This is a genomic window from Hydrogenophaga sp. (genome assembly GCF_026125825.1).
Lineage (GTDB): Bacteria > Pseudomonadota > Gammaproteobacteria > Burkholderiales > Burkholderiaceae_C > Hydrogenophaga.
Genome location: NZ_JAHCKK010000069.1, coordinates 1 through 21,690 on the forward strand (window position 1 = coordinate 1; position 21,690 = coordinate 21,690).

23 protein-coding genes are annotated in these 21,690 nt (G+C 67.6%); 11 read left to right on the forward strand and 12 right to left on the reverse strand.

Annotation, left to right across the window (positions count from 1 at the left end; genetic code table 11):
• The 6 genes from KIT86_RS18440 to folC all read right to left on the reverse strand — a co-directional run.
• The coding region (locus tag KIT86_RS18440) for a glutamate--tRNA ligase family protein (RefSeq protein WP_297401068.1) at positions 1–99 on the reverse strand (99 nt) is incomplete at its 3' end.
• Position 100: 1 nt separating this feature from the next.
• Entirely contained in the window at positions 101–1,306 is a 1,206-nt protein-coding gene (locus KIT86_RS18445; RefSeq protein WP_297401025.1) for an O-succinylhomoserine sulfhydrylase, read from the reverse strand.
• Positions 1,307–1,318: 12 nt separating this feature from the next.
• Positions 1,319–2,824, reverse strand: a complete 1,506-nt coding sequence (purF, locus tag KIT86_RS18450; RefSeq protein WP_297401027.1) for an amidophosphoribosyltransferase — start codon at positions 2,822–2,824, stop codon at positions 1,319–1,321.
• 19 nt (positions 2,825–2,843) lie between these two features.
• Entirely contained in the window at positions 2,844–3,329 is a 486-nt protein-coding gene (locus KIT86_RS18455) for a CvpA family protein (RefSeq protein WP_297401029.1), read from the reverse strand.
• 22 nt (positions 3,330–3,351) lie between these two features.
• Positions 3,352–4,083 carry an SPOR domain-containing protein gene (locus tag KIT86_RS18460; RefSeq protein WP_297401031.1) on the reverse strand — a complete coding sequence of 244 codons (732 nt, stop codon included), beginning with the start codon at positions 4,081–4,083 and terminating at the stop codon, positions 3,352–3,354.
• A gap of 24 nt (positions 4,084–4,107) precedes the next feature.
• Entirely contained in the window at positions 4,108–5,460 is a 1,353-nt protein-coding gene (gene folC, locus KIT86_RS18465) for a bifunctional tetrahydrofolate synthase/dihydrofolate synthase (protein ID WP_297401033.1), read from the reverse strand.
• 66 nt (positions 5,461–5,526) lie between these two features.
• Between folC and KIT86_RS18470 the strand changes: the two genes are divergently transcribed.
• From KIT86_RS18470 to argG, 3 genes are all read left to right on the forward strand, one after another.
• A complete protein-coding gene (locus KIT86_RS18470) occupies positions 5,527–5,874 on the forward strand; it encodes an ArsC family reductase (RefSeq protein WP_297401035.1) in 348 nt (115 codons plus the stop codon).
• A gap of 77 nt (positions 5,875–5,951) precedes the next feature.
• Entirely contained in the window at positions 5,952–6,269 is a 318-nt protein-coding gene (locus KIT86_RS18475; protein WP_297401037.1) for a pyrimidine/purine nucleoside phosphorylase, read from the forward strand.
• A gap of 30 nt (positions 6,270–6,299) precedes the next feature.
• Entirely contained in the window at positions 6,300–7,637 is a 1,338-nt protein-coding gene (gene argG, locus KIT86_RS18480; protein ID WP_297401038.1) for an argininosuccinate synthase, read from the forward strand.
• A gap of 115 nt (positions 7,638–7,752) precedes the next feature.
• Here the strand turns inward: argG and murB are convergent, their stop codons facing one another.
• On the reverse strand, positions 7,753–8,805 hold the full coding sequence (gene murB / locus KIT86_RS18485; RefSeq protein WP_297401040.1) for a UDP-N-acetylmuramate dehydrogenase: 1,053 nt from the start codon (positions 8,803–8,805) through the stop codon (positions 7,753–7,755).
• 38 nt (positions 8,806–8,843) lie between these two features.
• On the opposite strand from murB, the gene KIT86_RS18490 reads away from it, so the two are divergent.
• Complete coding sequence (locus tag KIT86_RS18490; RefSeq protein ID WP_297401042.1) at positions 8,844–9,335, forward strand: YajQ family cyclic di-GMP-binding protein; 492 nt, start codon at positions 8,844–8,846, stop codon at positions 9,333–9,335.
• Between the two features lies 1 nt (position 9,336).
• On the forward strand, positions 9,337–10,071 hold the full coding sequence (locus KIT86_RS18495) for a TIGR02281 family clan AA aspartic protease (RefSeq protein ID WP_297401045.1): 735 nt from the start codon (positions 9,337–9,339) through the stop codon (positions 10,069–10,071).
• Here KIT86_RS18495 and KIT86_RS18500 read toward each other — a convergent pair whose 3' ends face one another.
• The 4 genes from KIT86_RS18500 to KIT86_RS18515 form a co-directional block, all read right to left on the reverse strand.
• The gene (locus tag KIT86_RS18500) at positions 10,072–10,443 is read right to left on the reverse strand and encodes a RidA family protein (RefSeq protein ID WP_297401046.1); all 372 of its coding nucleotides are present in this window, start codon (positions 10,441–10,443) and stop codon (positions 10,072–10,074) included.
• Positions 10,440–11,063: a glycerol-3-phosphate 1-O-acyltransferase PlsY gene (plsY, locus tag KIT86_RS18505; RefSeq protein ID WP_297401048.1), complete on the reverse strand. Its 624-nt coding sequence runs from the start codon at positions 11,061–11,063 to the stop codon at positions 10,440–10,442. The genes KIT86_RS18500 and plsY overlap by 4 nt, the downstream gene beginning before the upstream one ends.
• Before the next feature lie 61 nt (positions 11,064–11,124).
• Positions 11,125–11,616, reverse strand: coding sequence for an aminoacyl-tRNA deacylase (locus KIT86_RS18510; protein WP_297401050.1), 492 nt, complete (start codon positions 11,614–11,616; stop codon positions 11,125–11,127).
• Between the two features lie 116 nt (positions 11,617–11,732).
• A complete protein-coding gene (locus KIT86_RS18515) occupies positions 11,733–12,776 on the reverse strand; it encodes an aldo/keto reductase (RefSeq protein ID WP_297401052.1) in 1,044 nt (347 codons plus the stop codon).
• Between the two features lie 113 nt (positions 12,777–12,889).
• On the opposite strand from KIT86_RS18515, the gene KIT86_RS18520 reads away from it, so the two are divergent.
• Positions 12,890–13,573 (forward strand): OmpA family protein, encoded by a 684-nt coding sequence (locus KIT86_RS18520; RefSeq protein ID WP_297401054.1) that lies wholly within the window; start codon positions 12,890–12,892, stop codon positions 13,571–13,573.
• Between the two features lie 31 nt (positions 13,574–13,604).
• Here KIT86_RS18520 and KIT86_RS18525 read toward each other — a convergent pair whose 3' ends face one another.
• The gene (locus KIT86_RS18525; RefSeq protein ID WP_297401056.1) at positions 13,605–15,359 is read right to left on the reverse strand and encodes an acyl-CoA synthetase; all 1,755 of its coding nucleotides are present in this window, start codon (positions 15,357–15,359) and stop codon (positions 13,605–13,607) included.
• Between the two features lie 35 nt (positions 15,360–15,394).
• Here KIT86_RS18525 and KIT86_RS18530 point away from each other — a divergent pair, with 35 nt between their 5' ends.
• The 5 genes from KIT86_RS18530 to KIT86_RS18550 all read left to right on the forward strand — a co-directional run.
• Complete coding sequence (locus tag KIT86_RS18530) at positions 15,395–16,312, forward strand: alpha/beta hydrolase (RefSeq protein ID WP_297401058.1); 918 nt, start codon at positions 15,395–15,397, stop codon at positions 16,310–16,312.
• Positions 16,313–16,362: 50 nt separating this feature from the next.
• Entirely contained in the window at positions 16,363–16,920 is a 558-nt protein-coding gene (locus KIT86_RS18535; protein ID WP_297401060.1) for a hypothetical protein, read from the forward strand.
• Positions 16,921–16,998: 78 nt separating this feature from the next.
• Positions 16,999–18,103 (forward strand): peptide chain release factor 2 gene (prfB, locus tag KIT86_RS18540; RefSeq protein ID WP_297401062.1). Its coding sequence is split into 2 segments (ribosomal slippage): positions 16,999–17,079 and positions 17,081–18,103, totalling 1,104 coding nucleotides; the frame shifts between segments, so codons are not numbered across the junction.
• A gap of 3 nt (positions 18,104–18,106) precedes the next feature.
• Positions 18,107–20,806, forward strand: coding sequence for an aminopeptidase N (gene pepN, locus KIT86_RS18545; protein WP_297401064.1), 2,700 nt, complete (start codon positions 18,107–18,109; stop codon positions 20,804–20,806).
• Positions 20,807–20,998: 192 nt separating this feature from the next.
• A partial coding sequence (locus KIT86_RS18550) for a class 1 fructose-bisphosphatase (RefSeq protein WP_297401066.1) occupies positions 20,999–21,690 on the forward strand: 692 nt, incomplete at its 3' end.

The following is a 21,690-nucleotide window of genomic DNA, read 5'->3' on the forward strand; positions in this document are numbered from 1 at the left end:
GCGCGCAAACGCCCAGGGGTAGAGCGCGGAGCGGATGTTGCCCAGGTGGATGAATCCGGTGGGCGATGGTGCGAAGCGGGTGCGGATGGGTGCGGACATGTCAGAAGGAAGAAAGACCACGGTCGAGATCGGCCTGGATGTCGCCCAGGTGCTCCAGCCCCACCGCCACGCGGATGAGCCCCTGGACAACGCCCGCCGTCTGGCGCTGCGCTTCGGTCAGGCGGCCGTGCGAGGTGCTGGCCGGGTGGGCCACCAGTGTCTTGGTGTCACCGAGGTTGGTGGAGAGCGACATCACCTGCAGCGAGTCGAGGACGTGGAAGGCGCGCGCACGCGCCTGCTCGGGGTCGGCGCCCTTGACCTCGAAGGAGAGCACGGCACCGCCGCAGCCCGACTGCTGCGCCATCGCGAGCGCGTGCTGCGGATGGCTGGCCAGCCCCGGGTAGTACACGCGCGCCACGGACGGATGCGCCTCCAGCCATTGCGCCAGCGCCAGGGCGTTGGCGGACTGGGCGCGCATGCGGATGTCCAGCGTTTCCAGGCCCTTGAGCACCACCCAGGCGTTGAAGGGCGCGAGCGTCATGCCCGCGCTCTTGAGCACGGGCAGGAAGGTCTTGGTCACCAACTCGTGGCTGGCGCACAGGGCACCGGCCATCACGCGGCCCTGGCCGTCGAGGTACTTGGTGCCCGAGTGCATGACGATGTCGGCGCCCAGCGCCATGGGGCGCTGCAGCGCTGGCGTGGCGAAGCAGTTGTCCACGCACAGCAGCGCGCCGGCGGCGTGAGCGATGTCGGCCAGCGCGCGGATGTCGCAGACCTCGGTGAGCGGGTTGGTCGGCGTTTCGGCAAACAACAGCCGCGTGTGGGGCTTGACGGCCGCCTTCCAGGCCGCGACGTCGGTCTGCGACACGAAGCTGGACTCGACGCCGAACTTGGCGAGGTCCGAACCGATCAGCTTGATGGTGGAGCCGAACATGGAGTGCGAGCACACCACATGGTCGCCGGCCTTGAGCAGGCCCATGCACATCATGAGGATGGCCGACATGCCCGAGGCGGTGGAGATGCAGGCTTCGGCGCCTTCGAGCGCGGCCAGGCGCTGCTCGAAGCTGGCCACCGTGGGGTTGCCGTAACGGCCGTAAGTAAAGCCGTCCTCGTCGCCTGCGAAGCGGCGCGCGGCCGCCTCGGCACTGGGCTGCACGTAGCCGCTGGTGAGGTACAGGGCTTCGGAGTTCTCGCCGTACGGGCTGCGCTCCACGGCTTCGCGCACGGCGAGCGTGTCGCGGTGCAGGTCATTTTTCTTGGCGTTCATGAGAGGGCAGTGTCAGGCGGTCTGTGCGTTGGGCAGGGCCAGGCGAGACGTGTCTTCCTCGCCCTCTTCGCTCTGGTCGCGCCCTGCGTTGAGGCGGGCGATGTCGGCCGGCGTGATGTCGCCGGTGACGTACACGCCATCGAAGCACGAGGCATCGAAGCCGTCGAGCTTGGGGTTGAGCGAGCCGATGGCCTGCTTCATCGCGTCCACATCCTGGTAGATCAGCGCGTCGCAGCCGATGATCTCGCGCACCTCTTCCACCGTGCGGTTGTAGGCCACGAGCTCATCGGGCGTGGGCATGTCGATGCCATAGACGTTGGGGTAGCGCACGGGCGGCGCGGCGCTGGCCAGGTAGACCTTGCGCGCACCGGCATCGCGTGCCATTTGCACGATCTCGCGGCTGGTGGTGCCGCGCACGATGGAGTCGTCCACCAGAAGCACGTTGCGGCCCTTGAATTCGCTGCCGATCACATTGAGCTTCTGGCGCACCGATTTCTTGCGCACGCCCTGCCCCGGCATGATGAAGGTGCGGCCCACGTAGCGGTTCTTCACGAAGCCCTCGCGATATGGCAGGCCCAGCAGCTGGGCCAGCTCCATCGCGCTGGGGCGCGAGGACTCGGGGATGGGGATCACCACATCGATCTCGTTCGGCGGCACGGTGGAGACCACGCGCTTGGCCAGCGTCACGCCCAGGTTCAGGCGCGCCTGGTAGACCGAGATGCCGTCCATGACGGAGTCGGGCCGGGCGAGGTACACGTACTCGAAGATGCAGGGGTTGTGGCTGACCTGATCGGCGCACTGCTCGAACTGCATCTGGCCTTCGAGGTCCACGAACACCGCTTCGCCGGGCTGCAGATCGCGGTCGAGCTCGAATCCGTTGCCTTCGAGCGTGACGGACTCACTGGCCACCATCACGCCGCCGTCCTTGTTGCGGCCGAGGCACAGAGGCCGGATGCCATGCGGATCGCGGAAAGCCAGCAGGCCGTGGCCGGCGATCAGCGCCACCACGGCATAAGACCCTTTCACCCGGCGGTGCACGCCACGCACGGCGGCGAACACGTCGGCCGGCTTGAGGGTGATACCGCGCGTCACCTTCTCCAGTTCGTGCGCCAGCACGTTGAGCAGCACTTCGGAGTCGCTCTCGGTGTTGACGTGGCGGTGGTCGGTCTGGAACAGTTCCTGGGCCAGCGCCTTGGCATTGGTCAGGTTGCCGTTGTGCACCAGCACCAGGCCGAAAGGCGCGTTCACGTAGAAGGGCTGCGCCTCTTCTTCGCTGAAGGCATTGCCGGCGGTGGGGTAGCGCACCTGGCCCAGGCCACACAGGCCGGGCAAGGCGCGCATGTTGCGGGTGCGGAAGATGTCGCGCACCATGCCTTTGGCCTTGTGCATGAAGAACTTGCGACCCTGCTGGGTCACGATGCCGGCGGCGTCCTGGCCCCGGTGTTGCAACAGCAACAGCGCGTCGTAGATGAGCTGATTGACTGGCGTCTTGCTGACCACGCCCACGATTCCACACATGATTGAATCCTCAGGAAAACTAACGGATATATCGGGCCACGGCCTCGGGCAACAAGGGCTTGATCTCGTGCAGCGTGGCCGACAGCACGGACGCCGTGGTCGAATCGCGCCACCACGCGGCCTGCTCCATCTGCGTCATGCCAACCACAAGCGCCACCGCCAGCAGGATCACCCCGCCGCGCAACAGGCCGAACGCACCTCCGAGCACCCGGTCCACCGGCCGCAGACCGACCGAGGCCACCAACTTCTGCACCAGCCAGGCCCCCAGGCCGGCGGCGAACGCCACCACCACGAACACCAGCACAAACCCGATCGCCACCCGCATCGGGGGCGACAGGCCGTCCATCGGCAGCCAGGCACCGGCCTCTTCGGCGAAGGCCTGGGCGAGCACAAAGGCCGCCACCCAGCCGGCCACCGACAACACCTCGTACACCAGACCACGCCACAACCCGAGCAGCACCGACAGCAACAACACCGCGAGCAGCACCCAGTCGGTCAAAGCCATCAGCGCGTCACCCCACCCGACGTCACAGCGTCAGGACGGCAGCGGTCAAGCCCAGCGCCTTCACCCGGGCGGCGGCCTTCTCGGCGTCCGCCCGGCTTTCGAACGGGCCCACGCGCACCCGGATGCGCTTGCCATCGGGCGTCTGGGCGACGTGGGTGTAGGTCTTGAGACCCGCAGCTTCCAGCTTCTGACGCACGGCGCGCGCGCCGGCCTCTTCCGAAAACGCGCCCACCTGCACCACGAGGCGCTCGGCGCTGGCGGCCGGCTTGGCCGCGCTGGCGGGCGCGCTGGCCGGCTTGCCCTCCAGCAGCGCGCGGGCGCGCTCGGCCTCGGCGGGCTTGGCGGGAGCGGGAGCGGGAGCGGGAGCTGGGGCAGGTGCCGGGGCGGTGGCCACGGGCGCAGGCGCCGGTGGGGGGACCGGGGCAGGTTTGGGCGCAGCTTCAACCACTTCCTCCCGGGCGCCAAGGCCCTCGCGCGCCGGCAGCGGCGCGCCCGCGGCGGCTGCCGGTGGCTTGGCAGCTGCCGCCGGCTTGGCGACTGGCGCGGGCGTGCCCTTGGCAGGGATCTCGATGGGAATGTCGACGGGAATCGGGCGCGGCTGCGTGTCGAACAGCAACGGAAAGCCGACCACGCCCAGCAGCACGAGCACGCTGGCACCAATCAGGCGGTGACGGGCGCGGCGGCGCACGGCCTCGATGCTCTGCGGCGGGGGGGTCGAGGCGTTGCCCTGGGAACCTGAACGGGATTTGAACATCGGGGGGACCGTGGCGATAAGAGGCTAGGCGGACAGGTGTTTCGCCGACATTCGGGGCACGCCGTCCTGCAATACGCCACCCACGGTGTAGAACGATCCGAAGACCACGATTCTATCAGCGGGGTCCGCGCCGGACACCGCGGCCCGCAGGGCGTCCATGGGGTCGGTGTGCCTTCCCGCCACCCGGCCCTTGCACTGGGGATGGGCCTCCAGCTGATCGGCCAGCGCCGCGGCGGAACTGGCGCGCGGCAAAGGCAGGTCGGTGAGGTGCCAGCGGTCGATCAGCGGTGCGATGCGGTCCAGCATGGCGCCCAGGTCCTTGTCGGCCATGGCCCCGAACACGGCATGCGTGGTCGGGTAGAAGCCCATGGCATCGAGGTTGGCCGCCAGCGCGGCCACCGAATGCGGGTTGTGTGCCACGTCCAGCACCAGGGTGGGCGTGCCCGGCACGATCTGGAAGCGCCCCGGCAGCTCCACCAGGGCCAGGCCATTGCGCACCGCCTGCGCCGTCACCGGCAGCCGGCCGCGAAGCGCCTCCACGGCCGCCAGCACGCCCGCGGCGTTGACCAGCTGGTTGGCGCCGCGCAGCGCCGGATAGGCCAGGCCGGCGTAGCGCCGCCCGCCGTGCGAGGGGTGCATGGCCCAGCCCCACTGCTGCTGGTCGCCCGCGAAATGGAAGTCCTTGCCCAGGCGCCAGAGATCGGCGCCGATCTCCAGCGCGCGATCCAGGATGCTTTGCGGGGGCACCGGGTCGCTCACCACCACCGGCCGGCCGGTGCGCATGATGCCGGCCTTCTCGAAGCCGATGGTCTCGCGGTCGTTTCCGAGCAGGGCCATGTGGTCGAGCGCGATGCTGGTGATCACCGCGCAATCGGCGTCGATGATGTTGACCGCGTCCAGCCGCCCGCCCAGTCCCACTTCGAGGATGGCGACGTCCAGCCCGCTGCGCGAGAGGGTGCGCAGAATGGCCAGGGTGGTGAATTCGAAATAGCTCAGGCTGACCTCGCCGCCCTCGTCGCCCGCCTGCCCCTTGCGAGCCACCTCCACCTCGGCAAAAGCAGGCACCAGCTCGTCGGCGGCCACCGCCTCGCCGGCGACGCGGCAACGCTCCTCGAAACGCACCAGGTGGGGCGAGGTGTAGACGCCGGCGCGGTAGCCCGACTGCGTGTAGACCGCTTCCAGCATCGCGCAGGTCGAGCCTTTGCCATTGGTGCCGGCCACGGTGATCACCGGGCACGCCAGCGTCAGGCCCATGCGCCGGGCCACGCGCTGCACGCGGTCCAGCCCCATGTCGATGGTGACGGGGTGCAGGCGTTCGGCGTGGGCCAGCCACTCGGCCAGGGTGGTGGGGTGATCGGGCACGGGAATGTCAAGCATGGGCAGGATTGTCCCATCGCCGTCGCGGGCGCGGGGCCGTGGGGGACATGGCGGACAATGCGGCCCATGATCACCGTCCATGGCATCCCCAACTGCGACACCGTCAAAAAGGCCCGCGCCTGGCTGAAAGAACACGGCGTCGAGCACGACTTTCACGATTTCAAGAAACAGGGCGTGCCCGAGGCCGACCTCGACCGCTGGCTGGCCGCTGCTGGCTGGGAAACCGTGGTCAACCGCAAAGGCACGACCTGGCGCCAGCTCGACGAGGCCACGCGCACCAGCGTGAAGGACGCTGCCAGCGCCCGCGCCGTGGCGCTGGCGAACCCGAGCGTGATCAAGCGCCCGGTCGTGCAGTGGACCGACGGATCCATCACCGTCGGCTTTGACGCCACCGCCTGGCAGCAGCGCCTCTGAGCCGGCGCGGGCTGCCCCGGCCCGCGGCCTAAAATCGTGGTTTCGCCTTTCGTCTTCGCTTTACTCCCTTCCACACCATGAGCACCACCCAATTCGACGGCGTGACCGTCCACACCCAGGCCAATGTGTACTTCGACGGCAAGTGCGTGAGCCACGGCATCACCCTGGCCGATGGCACGAAGAAGTCGGTCGGGGTGGTGCTGCCCGCCACCCTCACGTTCAACACGGGCGCGCCCGAGATCATGGAATGCGTGGCCGGTGGCTGCGAATACCTGCTGTCGGGCAGCAGCACCTGGGTGAAGTCAGGCCCTGGCGATTCCTTCAGCGTGCCGGGCAACAGCAGCTTCCAGATCCGCGTGACCGAGCCCTACCACTACATCTGCCATTTCGGCTGATCGACTCCCGCCGCCGAAAGAACGACCGCCATGGCCACCATTCTTCAGAACCTCCCCACCCAACAGAAAGTCGGCATCGCCTTCTCCGGCGGCCTGGACACTTCCGCCGCGCTGCTGTGGATGAAGCAAAAGGGGGCGATCCCCTATGCCTACACCGCGAACCTGGGCCAGCCCGACGAGCCGGACTACGACGAGATCCCGCGCAAGGCCCTGGCCTACGGTGCCGAGAAGGCGCGCCTGATCGACTGCCGCACGCAGCTGGCACACGAAGGCATTGCCGCGCTGCAGTGCGGCGCCTTCCACATCAGCACCGCAGGCGTGACCTACTTCAACACCACGCCGCTGGGCCGCGCGGTCACGGGCACCATGCTGGTGGCCGCGATGAAGGAGGACGACGTCCACATCTGGGGCGACGGCTCGACCTTCAAGGGCAACGACATTGAGCGCTTCTACCGCTACGGGCTGCTCACCAACCCGAGCCTGAAGATCTACAAGCCCTGGCTGGACCAGCTCTTCATCGACGAACTGGGCGGCCGCGCCGAGATGAGCGCGTTCATGACGGCCAACGGCTTTGGCTACAAGATGAGCGCCGAGAAGGCCTACAGCACCGACAGCAACATGCTGGGCGCCACGCACGAGGCCAAGGACCTCGAGCACCTCAACAGCGGCATCCGCATCGTCAACCCCATCATGGGCGTGCCGTTCTGGCGCGAGGACTGTGCGGTGAAGGCCGAGGAGGTGACGGTGCGCTTCGAAGAGGGCCAGCCAGTGGCGCTCAACGGCGAGACGTTCGCGAGCCCGGTGGACCTGATCCTCAAGGCCAACGAGATCGGCGGTCGCCATGGTCTGGGCATGAGCGACCAGATCGAGAACCGGATCATCGAGGCCAAGAGCCGCGGCATCTACGAGGCCCCGGGCCTGGCGCTGCTGTTCATCGCCTACGAGCGCCTGGTGACAGGCATCCACAACGAGGACACGATCGAGCAATACCGCATCAACGGTCTGCGCCTGGGCCGTTTGCTGTACCAGGGCCGCTGGTTCGACCCGCAGGCCATCATGCTGCGCGAAACGGCACAGCGCTGGGTGGCGCGTGCGGTCACGGGCGAGGTGACGGTGGAGCTGCGCCGCGGCAACGACTACTCGATCCTGAACACCGAGAGCGCGAACCTCACGTATGCGCCGGAGCGTCTGAGCATGGAGAAGGTGGAGGACGCGCCGTTCTCGCCACTGGACCGCATTGGCCAGCTGACCATGCGCAACCTCGACATCACCGACACGCGCGCCAAGCTGGGCATTTATGCCAAGACCGGGCTGCTCTCGCTGGGTGAAGGCTCTCAGATGCTGAAGCTGGAGGGCGAGGGCCAGTAAGCCCTTTCGCTCTCGACCTCGCGCCATGGGGGGCGCCATGGCGCTCCCCTTTCCTGCCTGCGCAGGAACAGGCGGTCCGGCCGCCTGGCGGCGTCGGACCCGCGGGCGAAAAGCCTCAGACCACCACAGGCTCTGGCTCCAGCAAGATGCCGAACCGTTCGTACACACTGGTTTGGATGGCCTTGGCCAAGGTCATCACCTCGCCCCCGGTCGCCCCCCCCCGGTTCACCAGCACCAGCGCCTGCTTTTCGTAGACCCCGGCATTCCCCACCCCCCGGCCTTTCCAGCCGCAGGCGTCGATCAGCCAGCCCGCCGCCAGCTTGATGCTGCCGTCGGCCATCGGGTAGTGCACCACCTTCGGGTCGCGCGCAATGATGTCCGCGCACTGCTCCACGCTCACCGTCGGGTTCTTGAAGAAACTGCCCGCGTTGCCGATCACCGCCGGGTCCGGCAACTTCGCGCGCCGGATCGCGCAGATCCAGTCGAAGATCTGCTGTGCGTCGGGATGGGCCATGCCGGTTTCGGCCATCCTGCGCTCCAGGTCCGCGTACCCCAGCACCGGCTTCCAGGGCTTGGGCAGCCAGAAACGCACCCGCGTGATCAGCGCGCGCCCTGCCAGTCCCAGGCCCTTCTCGCCCGCCGGCGTGTGCTTGAACACCGAATCCCGGTAACCAAAACCGCACTGCGCGGCGTTCAGGGTGAAGCTCTGCCCGGTCTGCAGGTCAATCGCGTCCAGCTCATGAAAGCGATCCTGCAGCTCCACGCCGTAGGCGCCGATGTTCTGCACCGGTGAAGCCCCCACGCAGCCCGGAATCAAGGCCAGGTTTTCCAGTCCCGGCCAGCCCTGCCCCAGCGTCCACGCCACGGTCTCGTGCCAGTTCTCGCCCGCGCCCGCCTCCACCAGCCAGCCCCGGGGCGTTTCCTCCACCAGCCGCCGCCCGCGAATCTCCACCTTGAGCACCAGCGGCTTGATGTCGCCCGTCACCACCAGGTTGCTGCCGCCGCCCAGCACGAACGGCGGCGACTCGCGCGTGAGCGCTGGCCATTCAGGGTCCGCCATGAGCGTGCGCAGCTGCGCTTCGTCGCGCACACGGGCCAGCCGCAGCGCGCGCGCCACGATGCCAAAACTGTTGTATGGCTGGAGCGCCACGTTGTTCTCGACTACCATCCCCGGATTGTCTCACCCACCCTCAGGATTCATCAGCCATGCCTTCTTTTGACACCGTACTCGAAGCCGATTTCGTCGAAGTGAAAAACGCGGTGGACCAGGTGACGCGCGAGATCGGCACGCGCTTCGATTTCAAGGGCACCGGTGCCGCCATCGAGCTCAAGGAAAAAGAGAAAGAAATCATCCTGCACGGCGATGCCGAGTTCCAGCTGCAGCAGATCGACGACGTGCTTCGCGGCAAGCTCACCAAGCGCGGCGTGGATGCGCGCTTCCTGGACGTCGGCAAGGTCGAGAAGGCCGGCGGCGACAAGGTCAAGCAGGTCGTCAAGGTGCGCAACGGCATCAGCACCGAAGACGGCAAGAAGATTCAGCAGGTCATCAAGGGCAGCAAGCTGAAGGTGCAGGGTGCGATCCAGGGCGACGCGGTGCGCGTGACCGGCGCCAAGCGCGACGACCTGCAGGCCGCGATGGCGCTGATCCGCAGCGAACTCAAGGACCTGCCGCTCTCCTTCAACAACTTCAGAGACTGAGTTGAACACCCCCCGCGCCGGCGTCGGCGTCATGCCCCTGAAAGGGGGCAGTGCCAGCGGCGAGGCCATGCCGGTTGCGCGGCCCCTCTGGCGACACGGCCTCACGCTCGCGGCGGGGATTGTCCTGGCGCTGCCCGCCTTGTCCCAACAAGTCGCGCTCTCGGGCGTTGCCGGGGGCAAGGCGCTGGTGAACATCGATGGCGCCGCCCCGCGTTTCATGAGCCCCGGCCAGTCCCAGCAGGGCGTGAAACTGCTGAGCGTGCAGGGCGAGGCGGCCGTGTTCGATATCGGCGGCCAGCGCCTGACCCTGCGGGTGGGCGATGCGCCGGTCAGCCTGGGCCGGTCCTCATCGGGGACCGATGGCGGCGCACAGCGCATCGTGCTCACCGCCGACGCGCGAGGCCATTTCATGCCCCAGGGCCAGATCAACGGGCGCGCCGTGCAGTTCATGGTGGACACGGGCGCCACCATGGTCATCCTCAGCGAGTCCGATGCCAGGCGCATCCAGCTGGATTACAGCAAGGGGCGCAAGGTGGGCGTGAACACGGCCAATGGCCACGTCGTGGGCCATCAGGTGCAACTGGCCTCGGTGCGCGTGGGCGATTCGCAGGTGCACGGCGTGGCGGCCATCGTGCTGCCGCAGCCCATGACCTATGTCCTCCTGGGCAACAGCTTTCTCACGCGCTTCCAGATGCAGCGCCACAACGACCAGCTGACGCTGGAGAGGCGCTATTGATCAGCCTGCCTTCTGAGCAGCAGTGACCACGATCTCGATGCGCCAGGCGGGGTTGGCCAGCGCGGCCTGCACCGTGGCTCGCGGCGGCGCGGTCCCCGGCACCACCCAGGCGTCCCAGACGGTGTTCATCGCCGCGATGTCGCCGATGTCCTTGAGGTAGATCTGCGCGCGCAGGATGCGCGACTTGTCGCTGCCCGCCTCAACCAGGCGCTGCTGCACCTGACCCAGCACGTCCTCGGTCTGGCCGGCGATGTCGGTGTCGCCGCGCTCGGGCACCATGCCCGCCAGGTAGACCACGCCGTTGTACACCGCCGCCTCGCTGTAGCGCGAGGCCATGCCCAGGCGGGTGATGTCCTTGTGCGACTCGCTCATTTTTTCTTCGCTCCCAGTTTGCTTTCGGTGCCGGCCAGCAAGCGGTTGATGTTTTCCGAATGGCGCCAGACCAGCAGCAGACCCATGACGGCCAGGCTCAGCACCTGCACCCCGGGTGCGTCCCACGCCACCCGGTTGCCCAGCAGGAAATACGCGGGCGCGAAGACCGCCGTGACGATGGACGCCAGCGACGAATAGCGGAAGAAGATGGCGATGATCAGCCAGGTGGCGAGCGCAGCGAGCCCCAGCCAGGGCTGGAACGCCAGGATCACGCCCGCGGCCGTGGCCACGCCCTTGCCGCCCTGGAAGCGGAAAAACACCGGGTAGAGGTGGCCCAGGAAGGCCGCCAGCCCGACCAGCGCGACCGTGCCATCGCCCAGGCCGTAGGCCTCGCCCCACCACTTCACGGCCACCACCGGCAGCCAGCCCTTGAAGGCATCGAGCAGCAGGGTGATGACGGCCGCCGCCTTGTTGCCCGAGCGCAGCACATTGGTGGCGCCCGGGTTCTTGCTGCCGTAGGTGCGCGGGTCGTTGAGGCCCATGAGGCGGCTCACCAGCACGGCAAAGGACAGCGAACCGATCAGGTAGGCGGCCAGCGTGGCCAGCAGGGGGTAGGTCATGAAGGAAGCTCCTCGTTCTTGTGGGACCACCGCGTCTGCGCGCGAGGCCGTGTCAGGGCGGCTATTCTGCCAGCGCGCAGTTCACCGGCTTGGCGCCCAGGGGGCCGGCGAGCACCGAAGGGTCGATGCCGACCAGGAACCCCCGGCGCCCGCCGTTGATCCAGATCTTCGGCAGCGTCAGCACCGTGGCTTCCACCCACACCGGCATGTCTCGCTTGAGGCCGAAGGGCGAGGTGCCGCCCACGAAGTAGCCGCTGTGCCGGTTGGCCACCTCGGGCTTGCAGGGCTCGACCGATTTGGCGCCGATCTGCCGAGCGAGGTTCTTGGTGGAGACGGTGCGGTTGCCGTGCATCAGCACCGCCAGCGGTCTGGCCGCCTCGTCCTGCATGATCAGGGTCTTGACCACCGCGAACGGGTCGAACCCGAGCACCTGGGCGCTGTGCTGCGCGCCGCCGTGCTCCAGGTATTCGTAGGGGTGCTCGGAGAATGCCACCCCATGCGCCTTGAGCCAGGCGGTGGCGGGTGTTTCACTGACGTGCGTTTTCTTGGCCATGTCGCATTCAAGGACGCTTCGAAGTCTCTATGCCGGGATGCCGCGGAACCGGCCTTGCCGGGCCGCAGGCATGGCCCCTGGAGGCAGTCGCGCCAGGCGCGACGGGGGCATCCCGCTCACTGGGCGGGGTCCCTGCTCTCCCAGCGGATCGCGTCGATCGCCGCCAGCAGCTCGGGCGAGAGGGTCGTGCCCCAGGCATCCAGGCACTCATCGAGCTGGGCCTGCGTGGTCACACCGATGATGGTGCTGGCCACACGCCGGTTCGTGTAGCAGAAGGCCAGCGCCAACTGAGAGGGCGTCAGACCGTGCTCGCGTGCGAGCGCGTTGTAGCGGCGCGCGGTGTTCAGCGCCTCGGGGCGGCCCCAGCGCTGCTTGCGCATCGATTCGTAGATCGCCATGCGCCCGGCGTTGCCCACCAGACCGGTTTCGTCGTACTTGCCGCTCAGCAGCCCGAAGCCCAGCGGCGAATACGCCAGCAGCGAGACATCCAGGCGATGGCAGGTTTCGTCGAGCCCGTTTTCATAGCTGCGGTTGATCAGGCAATACGGGTTCTGCACGGTGGCCACGCGCGGCAGGCCGTGCTGCTCGGCCAGGCGCACGAACTCGTGCACGCCGTACGGGGTCTCGTTGGACAAGCCAATGGCTTTGACCTTGCCGGCTTTCACCAGGTCGCCCAGCGCCTCGAGTTGCTCAAGCACCGAGGGCGCGGGCTTGTCCTTGGCCGGATCGAAATAAATCGCGCCAAAGGCCGGCACGTTGCGAGCGGGCCAGTGGATCTGGTAGAGGTCGATCACCTCGGTCTGCAGGCGGCGCAGGCTTGCTTCGCAAGCTTCGATGATGCCGGCCTTGCTCACCTCCGGGCGCAGCCAGGGCATGCCGCGCGCCGGCCCGGCCACCTTGGTGGCCAGCACGAGCTTGCTGCGCACGCCCGGCCGCTTGGCGAGCCAGTTGCCCAGGATCGATTCAGTGGAACCGCTGGTCTCGGCGCGTGCGGGCACCGAGTACATCTCGGCCGCATCGAGGAAAGTGATGTCGCGCTCCAGCGCGCGGTCCAGGATGTTGTGCGCGGTGGCTTCGTCCACCTGCTCGCCAAAGGTCATGGTGCCCAGGCAGATCGGCGTCACATTCAGCGCGCTGGTGCCCAGTGGTACGTTGTTCATGCAAGTATTTGTAAATAGGAATTGAGGAAGGTTTCGTCTGAAACCCGTAGGGGTATAAGTTTAGGGTGCCTTGCACGATTCAACCGACCCTCAATTCCGCAGTGGAGAACACCATGACCAACTTCAAAAACCAACTCACCCGAGGCCTGACGGTCACCACCCTGGCGGCGGCACTCGCCATGGCCGGTTGCGCCAACATGAGCGAGACGCAACAAGGCACGGCCAAGGGCGCGGGCATCGGCGCTGTCGCCGGCGCCCTGCTGGGCGCGGCCACGGGCGGCTCCAAGGGGGCGGCCACCGGTGCCGTGCTCGGTGCAGGCGCAGGTGCCGTGGGTGGCTATGTCTGGTCCAACAAGATGCAGGAGCAGAAGAAGCAGATGGAAGCCGCCACGGCGGGCACCGGCATCGGCGTGAGCCAGACCACCGACAACCGTCTCAAGCTCGACGTGCCCGCCGACGCCGGCTTTGCCACTGGCCGCTCCACGGTCAGCCCCACGCTGCAGCGCGTGCTGGGCCAGTTCGCCGGCACGCTCAACGCCAACCCGGTGACGGCCGTGGCCATCGTGGGTCACACCGACAGCACCGGCAGCGACGCGGTGAACAACCCGCTTTCGTTCGATCGGGCCAACGCCACGCGTGACTACCTCGTCTCGCGCGGGGTCTCGGCCTCGCGCATCGCCACCGACGGCCAGGGCTCGCGCCAGCCGGTCGCGGACAACGGCACGCCGCAGGGCCGGGCCGCCAACCGCCGCGTGGAAATCTACGTGGCAGAGCCCGCACAAGCCGCTGCTCGATAAGCCGCAGCGGCAAGGCGCACCCCACAGGGCATCACGGGCGGGCGGCGCTGGCGCGCGCCCGCTCCTCCTCCAGCAACCGCAAGACCCGCCGCTGCACCTTCCCCGTGGTGGTCATGGGCAACGCGTCGATGAACTCGATCTCCTTGGGGTATTCATAGGGCGCCAGCATCCCCTTCACATGCAGCTGAAGCGCCTTCACCAGGGCATCGTCCCCCTGGCATCCGGGCGCCAGCACCACGAAAGCCTTCACCACAGCCCCGCGCTCGGCGTCCGGCTTGGGCACCACCGCCGCGTTCGCCACCGAAGCGTGCTTCACCAGACAGTTCTCGATCTCGCTCGGCCCGATGCGGTAACCCGCTGCCTTGAACACATCGTCCGCCCGCCCCTGGTACCAGAGATAGCCGTCGGCATCGCGCGTCGCCAGATCGCCTGTGCGGCACCAGCTGTCCGCCGGGTCACCGGTGTACTTCGCGCGCGTCGCACCCTCGTTTTTCCAGTAACCCAGAAAAAACACCGGATCGGGATCGCCGTGCACATCCTGCCGGTGCACCGCCACGTCTCCCGGCACCCCCACCGCGCACTCCCGGCCTTGCTCGTCCAGCACCGCCACGCGGTGCCCCGGGTAGGCCTTGCCCATGCTGCCTGGCTTCGCCGGCCACAAGGGCGCGCAATTGCCCACGATGTAGTTGATCTCGGTCTGGCCGAACATCTCGTTCACCGTGACGCCCAGCTGATCGCGGCACCAAGCGAACACCGCATCCCCCACCGCCTCGCCAGCGCTCATCAGCGCCTGCAGCTTCAGGCGGTAATGGGGCCGCACCACCGGCACCGCTTTCATCATCGCCTTCAGCGCCGTGGGAAACAGGAAGCTGTGCGTGACGCCATGCGCTTGCATCAGCTCGAACGCCAGCGCCGGCGCGAAGCGGCCGTTGTAGCCCGCGATGGGCCGGCCGAAATACAGCGTGGGCAGCAAAGCGTCCATCAGCCCGCCCGTCCAGGCCCAGTCGGCGGGCGACCAGAACACCGCTTTCGACCCCACCGAGGCATCGAACGGATCGAAGCCGAACCAGTTCTGGCTACAGACGAAGCCACTCAAGTTGCCGATCAGCGCGCGGTGCGGGATCAAAGCCCCCTTGGGATGGCCCGTCGTGCCGCTGGTGTAGATCAGCACCGCGGCTTCATCGGCATAGGTGCTCACGGGCGTGAAATCCACGGGCTCCTGCGCCAGCAGCTCGGCCCAGTCCAGATCAGCGCGCATGCCCTCGGGCGTGCCGTCCCCGTCGAGCCCGATCACCGCACGCAACAAGGGACAGCGCTCGCGCACCCCCAGCAGCGCGGGCAGCGACGGCTGGTCGCAGATCGCGACCACGGCCTCGCTGTCGTGCAGGCGGTACTCCAGTGCATCGGGGCCGAACAGCTGGGACAGCGGCATGCCCACCGCGCCCAGTTGCAGCACCGCCATGTAGGCCACCGCGGTCTCGAAACGCTGCGGCAGCACGATGGCCACGCGGTCGCCGCGCTGCACGCCCAGTGCGGCCAGGGCGTTGGACAGGCGGTTGGCCTGGTCCATGAGTTCGCCATAGCGGTGATGGCGCGGCTCATGCCCGGGCGCGCAGGCGATCACCGCCGTGTTGGAGGCGCTGGCAGGCCGCTCGGCCCAGCGCCGCATGCAGACATCGGCGATGTTGAAGTGCAGCGGCACCTGCCAGCCGAATCGCCCGTGCAGGCTGTCGTAGAGGTCCCTTGAGGGCGCCGGGGACTTGTCTCTGGCTTGACTCGATCGCATGGCCGGTCTCCATCTCGTTCTCTATGATCGATCGAATGTACCAAGCCCGCCGACCTTCCCGCACCGAGTTCGTCCCGGTGCGCCACTTGAATTACCACGTGCGCCAGTGGGGCCAGCCCGATGCCGCGCAGGCGCCCCTGGTGCTGGTGCACGGCTGGATGGACGTGTCCGCCTCGTGGCAGTTTGTGGTGGACGCGATGCGCAGCGATCGCTGGATCATCGCGCCCGACTGGCGCGGCTTCGGCCTGAGCAAGGCAGACGGCCCCGCGCCCGACAACTACTGGTTTCCCGACTACCTGGCCGACCTCGACATCCTGCTCGACCGCTTCGCTGGCGAGCGCGCGGTGGACCTGGTGGGCCACAGCATGGGCGGCAACATCGCCATGATCTACGGCGGCGTGCGGCCCCAGCGCATCCGACGCCTTGTCAACCTCGAAGGCTTCGGCCTGCCCGAGACGCGGCCCGCCCAGGCACCGGGGCGCTATGCGCAGTGGATCGATGAAGTCAAGGCCTTGCACCGGGGCGAAAACGGGCTGAAGGCCTACGACTCGGTCGACGGCGTGGCACAGCGCCTCATGAAGACCAACCCGCGCCTGCCGCGCGAGAAGGCCGACTGGCTGGCGCGCCAGTGGGCCGCGCCGAATGCCGAGGGCGGGTGGGAAATCCTGGGCGACGCGGCCCACAAGGTGGTCAGCGCGAACCTGTACCGGCTCGACGAAGCCCTGGAGCTCTACCGCCGCATCAGCGCCCCCGTGCTCTCGGTGACTGCCAGCGACGACAGCCTGGGTCTGTGGTGGAAAGGCGCATTCACCCTGGCCCAGTACCACGAGCGCATTCAGGCCGTGCCGCAGTTGCGCAGCGCCCAGGTGCATGACGCCGGGCACATGATGCACCACGACCAGCCGCAAGCACTGGCTCGCCTGATTGAAGACTTCCTCCAAGCCCCCGGCTGAAGTACGGGTTGTTGCAGGTGCTGTGCGACAGACGTGCATACTTGTGGCCTATGGTTTTCATTTCGCCCACCCACGCCGCCCGATCCTCCGTCTCCCGCCCATTGGCCGCCTTCGCCCTGCTGGCGGCGCTGTCTTCCCCGGCGCTGGCCATCGACTGGACGCTGTGCCCCGGCATCGATGAACCGGTGGCGCAAGGCACCCCCGCCCCTCGCTACGAAGCCTTTTTCTCACCCTACACCCATCACTGGTCGCACGACCCCGAGCACAAGCCGGTGGTGGCCGTCAGCCTGAGTCGCCTGCTGCCCAACGACCGCAGCTGCGGCATCAGCCTGTTCCGCAACTCCTTCGGCCAGCCCTCGGCCTATGCCTTCGTGGGCAAGTCCTGGCCCGGCCTGCTGCCCAGCTACCCGAAGGTATACGCCTCGGTCACGGCGGGCATTCTTTATGGCTACGTGGGCCAGTACAAAGACAAGGTGCCCTTGAACGTGGGCGGCTTCTCGCCAGCCATCGTCCCGGCGGTGGGTTACCAACTCTCGCCCTCCTCGGCCCTCGAAGTCCAGGTCCTGGGAACCGCCGCCTTCATGGTTGGCGCGAAGTGGCGCTTCTGACATCGCCTATCCCCTGCGCCCGGGGCTGGCCCGTGAGAAAATCGCTGTCTTTGTACACAGACAGCAGGAAACAGCCCCATGGAAGCCGAACGCAGCAACGCCATCCGAAGCCAGCTCGAAGACCTGACCACCCGCGTGGTCGAGCTCCGGAGGTATCTTTGACTACGATGCCAAGGCATCGAAGCTGAAGGAAGTCGAGTCCGCGCTCGAAGACCCGACGGTCTGGAACGACCCCAAGCGCGCCCAGGACCTGGGCCGCGAGAAAAAATCCCTGGAAGACGTGGTGCTGGTGCTTGACCGCCTCACCGGCGAGCTGGCCGACAACACCGAGCTGTTCGAGATGTCGAGCGAAGACGGCGACACCGCCGGCCTGATCACCATTGAGGCCGAAGCCGCCAAGGTGGCGGCCGAGGTGGAGAAGCTCGAATTCCGCCGCATGTTCAACAACCCGGCCGATCCGCTGAACTGTTTCGTGGACATTCAGGCCGGCGCGGGCGGCACCGAGGCCTGCGATTGGGCGAGCATGCTGCTGCGCCAGTACCTGCGCTACGCCGAACGCAAGGGCTTCAAGACCACCATCGAGGACGAGACCGAGGGCGACACCGCCGGCATCAAGAGCGCGACCATCAAGGTCGAGGGCGAGTACGCCTTTGGCCTGCTGCGCACCGAGACCGGCGTGCACCGCCTGGTGCGCAAGAGCCCGTTCGACTCGTCCGGTGGCCGCCACACCTCGTTCGCATCCATCTTCGTCTACCCCGAAGTGGACGACTCGATCGAGATCGACATCAACCCGGCCGACGTGCGCACCGACACCTTCCGGGCCTCCGGCGCCGGCGGCCAGCACATCAACAAGACCGACTCGGCCGTGCGCCTGACGCACATCCCCACCGGCATCGTGGTGCAGTGCCAGGATGGCCGCAGCCAGCACAGCAACCGCGACGTGGCGTGGAAGCGCCTGCGCTCGCGCCTGTACGACCACGAGATGCGCAAGCGCATGGAAGAACAGCAGAAGCTCGAAGACAGCAAGACCGATGTGGGCTGGGGCCACCAGATCCGCTCGTACGTGCTGGACAACAGCCGCATCAAGGACCTGCGCACCAACGTCGAGATCTCCGCCACGCAGAAGGTGCTGGACGGCGACCTCGACCCCTTCATCGAAGCGTCACTCAAACAGGGAGTTTGATCCATGAGCTCATTGCGCGAAGGCCCCACCACCGTGGTGCGCCGCGAGGACTACGCCCCCCCGGCCTACTGGATCGACACCATCGATCTCTGCTTCGACCTGGACCCGGCCAAGACGCGCGTGCTCAACAAGATGCGCCTGCGCCGCAACCCGGACGCGCCGGCGCAGGCCCTGCGCCTGGATGGGGAAGACCTCAACGTCGTGCGTGTGCTGGTCAACGGCGCGGGCTGCTCCTTCAAGATCGACGGCAACCATCTCGTCCTGGAGAACCTGCCTGAAGGCAACGAGCCCTTCGACCTGGAGATCTTCACGATCTGCGTGCCTGAGAAGAACACGCAGCTCATGGGCCTGTACGTGAGCCAGGGCACCTTCTTCACGCAATGCGAAGCCGAGGGCTTCCGCCGCATCACCTACTTCCTGGACCGCCCGGACGTGATGGCCAGCTACACCGTGACGCTGCGCGCGGACAAGGCGAAGTACCCGGTGCTGCTGTCCAACGGCAACCTGGTGGAGGAAGGCCCCCTGCCCGACGGCCGCCACTTCGCGAAGTGGGTCGATCCGCACAAGAAGCCCTGTTACCTGTTCGCCCTGGTTGCCGGCCAACTGGTGGCGCGCGAGCAGCGCATCACCTCGCGCAGCGGCGGCAAGCACCTGCTGCAGGTCTATGTGCGTCCAGGCGACATGGACAAGACCGAGCACGCGATGAACTCGCTGATCGCCAGCGTGGCCTGGGACGAAGCCCGCTTCGGCCTGCCCCTCGACCTCGAACGCTTCATGATCGTCGCCACCAGCGACTTCAACATGGGCGCCATGGAGAACAAGGGCCTCAACATCTTCAACACCAAGTACGTGCTGGCCAACGCTGCCACGGCCACCGACACCGACTTCGCCAACATCGAGTCGGTGGTGGGCCACGAGTACTTCCACAACTGGACCGGCAACCGCGTTACCTGCCGCGACTGGTTCCAGCTCAGCCTCAAGGAAGGCCTCACCGTCTTCCGCGACCAGGAATTCAGCATGGACCTGTGCGCCGAACCCTCGGCGCGCGCGGTCAAGCGCATCGAGGACGTGCGCGTGCTGCGCACCGCGCAGTTCCCCGAGGACGCCGGCCCCATGGCCCACCCGGTGCGGCCCGACAGCTACGCCGAGATCAACAACTTCTACACCGTCACGGTCTACGAAAAAGGCGCCGAGGTCGTGCGCATGATGCAGACCCTGGTCGGCCGCGAAGGCTTCGCCCAGGGCATGAAGCTGTACTTCGAGCGACACGACGGCCAGGCCGTCACCTGCGACGACTTCGCCCAGGCCATCGCCGACGCCAACCCCGAGAGCGACCTGCACCGCCTGCTGCCCCAGTTCAAGCGCTGGTACAGCCAGGCCGGCACACCGCACTTGAGGGCCGAAGGCGTGTACGACGCCGCGGCGCGCACCTACACGCTCACGCTGTCGCAGAGCTGCATGCCCACGCCGGGCCAGGCCACGAAGGAACCCTTTGTGATCCCGGTCTCGCTTGGCCTGCTCAGCCCCGAAGGCCAGCAGCTGCCGCTGCAGCTGGCGCACTGGGCCCAGCCCGAGGCCGGCAGCCGCACCTTCGTGCTCACCCAGGCCAGCGAGAGCTTCACCTTCGTGAACCTCGACAGTGCGCCGGTGCCCTCGCTGCTGCGCGGCTTCTCGGCGCCCGTGGTGCTGGAATGCCACTACACCGACGCGCAACTGCTCACCCTGCTCGCGTCCGACCCCGACCCGTTCAACCGATGGGAAGCCGGCCAGCGCCTGGCCCTGCGCCGCGCGCTCATGGCCATCCTGGCCGAGGGACCCGCCGCCGAGGCCCCGCTGGACGGCGCCTTCCTCGGCGCCATGCGCGATGTGCTGCGCCACCAGCACCTGGACGCTGCGTTCAAGGAACTGGTACTCACGCTGCCCAGCGAGACCTACATCGCCGAACAGCTCGCGGAAGTCGATCCGCAGCGAGTGCATGCCGTGCGCGAAGCCATGCGCGAGCAGCTCGCCACCGCCCTGCAGGGCGATTGGGCCTGGGCCTTCGAGAGCCACAAGGACAACGGCGCCTACCAGCCCGACCCGGTGAGCACCGGCCGCCGCGCGCTTGCAGGCCTGTCGCTGGGCATGCTGTGCCTGGCCGCCCGCCACAACGGCGACGCCGTCTGGCCCGGCAAGGCCTACCAGCACTTCAAGGACGCCGGCAACATGACCGACCGCTTCAACGCGCTGTCGGCCCTGGTCGTGAGCGAGAGCCCGCTCGCCCGCGATGCGCTCGCGCGCTTCCACGCCCTGTTCCGCGACGAGGCCCTGGTGCTCGACAAGTGGTTCGCCCTGCAGGCGGGTGCACCCGACCGCCAAGGCAACGTGCTGCCCGCGGTGCGCAAACTCCTGGCCCACCCGGACTTCACCCTCAAGAACCCCAACCGCGCGCGCAGCGTGATCTTCAGCTACTGCAGCGCCAACCCGGGCGCCTTCCACCGCGCCGACGCGGCTGGCTACCTGTTCTGGAGCGAGCGCGTGGTCGAACTCGATGCCCTCAACCCGCAGGTGGCTGCCCGCCTGGCCCGCGCGCTCGACCGATGGAAGAAGCTCACGGAGCCCTACCGCAGCGCAGCCCGCGAAGCCATCGCCCGCGTGGCCGACAAGCCCGACCTCAGCAACGACGTCCGCGAGGTGGTGACCCGCGCCCTGGCCGATGCATGAGCCCCCACGCTCCGCCGCTGCGCGGGTCGCTGCCCCCCGGGGGGCTGGCCTTGCTCGGGGCGGCCCAGCGCGGCGGCATTCTTCGAACCCCCACGCTCCGCCGCTGCGCGGGTCGCTGCCCCCCAAGGGGGCTGGCCTTGCTCGGGGCGGCCCAGCGCGGCGGCCCTCTTCTCTCACTGACCGAGATTCTTCATGACCCAACGCATCTCCCTCACCCGCTACCTCGTCGAACAACAGCGCGTCGACGGTCTCATTCCCTCCCAACTGCGCCTGCTGCTCGAAGTGGTGGCGCGCGCCTGCAAGAGCATCAGCCAGGCCGTGAACAAAGGCGATCTCGGTGGCGTGCTCGGCGCAGCCACGACCGAGAACGTGCAGGGCGAAGTCCAGAAGAAGCTGGACATCATCGCCAACGAGGTGCTGATCGAGGCCAATGAATGGGGTGGGCACCTCGCGGCCATGGCCAGCGAGGAAATGGACAGCATCTACGTGGTGCCCAACCGCTACCCGCAAGGCGAGTACCTGCTGCTGTTCGATCCCCTGGACGGCTCCAGCAACATCGATGTGAACGTCAGCATCGGCACCATCTTCAGCGTGCTCAAGAAGCCCGACGGCAGCGCCGGCGTGAGCGAGCAGGACTTCCTGCAAAGCGGCGCCCACCAGGTGGCCGCAGGCTACTGCGTGTACGGCCCGCAGACCACGCTGGTGCTCACCGTGGGCGACGGCGTGGCCATGTTCACCCTCGACCGTGAGCAGGGTTCTTTCGTGTTGACCCAGGAGAACGTGAAGATCCCGGCCGACACCAAGGAATTCGCGATCAACATGAGCAACATGCGCCACTGGGACACCCCGGTGAAGCGCTACGTGGACGAATGCCTCGCCGGGCA

Coding starts and splice junctions, on each gene's coding strand:
- KIT86_RS18445 (WP_297401025.1), bottom strand. CDS start 1,306: ATGAACGCCAAGAAAAATGACCTGCACCGCGACACGCTCGCCGTGCGC.
- purF (WP_297401027.1), bottom strand. CDS start 2,824: ATGTGTGGAATCGTGGGCGTGGTCAGCAAGACGCCAGTCAATCAGCTC.
- KIT86_RS18455 (WP_297401029.1), bottom strand. CDS start 3,329: ATGGCTTTGACCGACTGGGTGCTGCTCGCGGTGTTGTTGCTGTCGGTG.
- KIT86_RS18460 (WP_297401031.1), bottom strand. CDS start 4,083: ATGTTCAAATCCCGTTCAGGTTCCCAGGGCAACGCCTCGACCCCCCCG.
- folC (WP_297401033.1), bottom strand. CDS start 5,460: ATGCTTGACATTCCCGTGCCCGATCACCCCACCACCCTGGCCGAGTGG.
- KIT86_RS18470 (WP_297401035.1), top strand. CDS start 5,527: ATGATCACCGTCCATGGCATCCCCAACTGCGACACCGTCAAAAAGGCC.
- KIT86_RS18475 (WP_297401037.1), top strand. CDS start 5,952: ATGAGCACCACCCAATTCGACGGCGTGACCGTCCACACCCAGGCCAAT.
- argG (WP_297401038.1), top strand. CDS start 6,300: ATGGCCACCATTCTTCAGAACCTCCCCACCCAACAGAAAGTCGGCATC.
- murB (WP_297401040.1), bottom strand. CDS start 8,805: ATGGTAGTCGAGAACAACGTGGCGCTCCAGCCATACAACAGTTTTGGC.
- KIT86_RS18490 (WP_297401042.1), top strand. CDS start 8,844: ATGCCTTCTTTTGACACCGTACTCGAAGCCGATTTCGTCGAAGTGAAA.
- KIT86_RS18500 (WP_297401046.1), bottom strand. CDS start 10,443: ATGAGCGAGTCGCACAAGGACATCACCCGCCTGGGCATGGCCTCGCGC.
- plsY (WP_297401048.1), bottom strand. CDS start 11,063: ATGACCTACCCCCTGCTGGCCACGCTGGCCGCCTACCTGATCGGTTCG.
- KIT86_RS18510 (WP_297401050.1), bottom strand. CDS start 11,616: ATGGCCAAGAAAACGCACGTCAGTGAAACACCCGCCACCGCCTGGCTC.
- KIT86_RS18515 (WP_297401052.1), bottom strand. CDS start 12,776: ATGAACAACGTACCACTGGGCACCAGCGCGCTGAATGTGACGCCGATC.
- KIT86_RS18520 (WP_297401054.1), top strand. CDS start 12,890: ATGACCAACTTCAAAAACCAACTCACCCGAGGCCTGACGGTCACCACC.
- KIT86_RS18525 (WP_297401056.1), bottom strand. CDS start 15,359: ATGCGATCGAGTCAAGCCAGAGACAAGTCCCCGGCGCCCTCAAGGGAC.
- KIT86_RS18530 (WP_297401058.1), top strand. CDS start 15,395: ATGTACCAAGCCCGCCGACCTTCCCGCACCGAGTTCGTCCCGGTGCGC.
- KIT86_RS18535 (WP_297401060.1), top strand. CDS start 16,363: ATGGTTTTCATTTCGCCCACCCACGCCGCCCGATCCTCCGTCTCCCGC.
- pepN (WP_297401064.1), top strand. CDS start 18,107: ATGAGCTCATTGCGCGAAGGCCCCACCACCGTGGTGCGCCGCGAGGAC.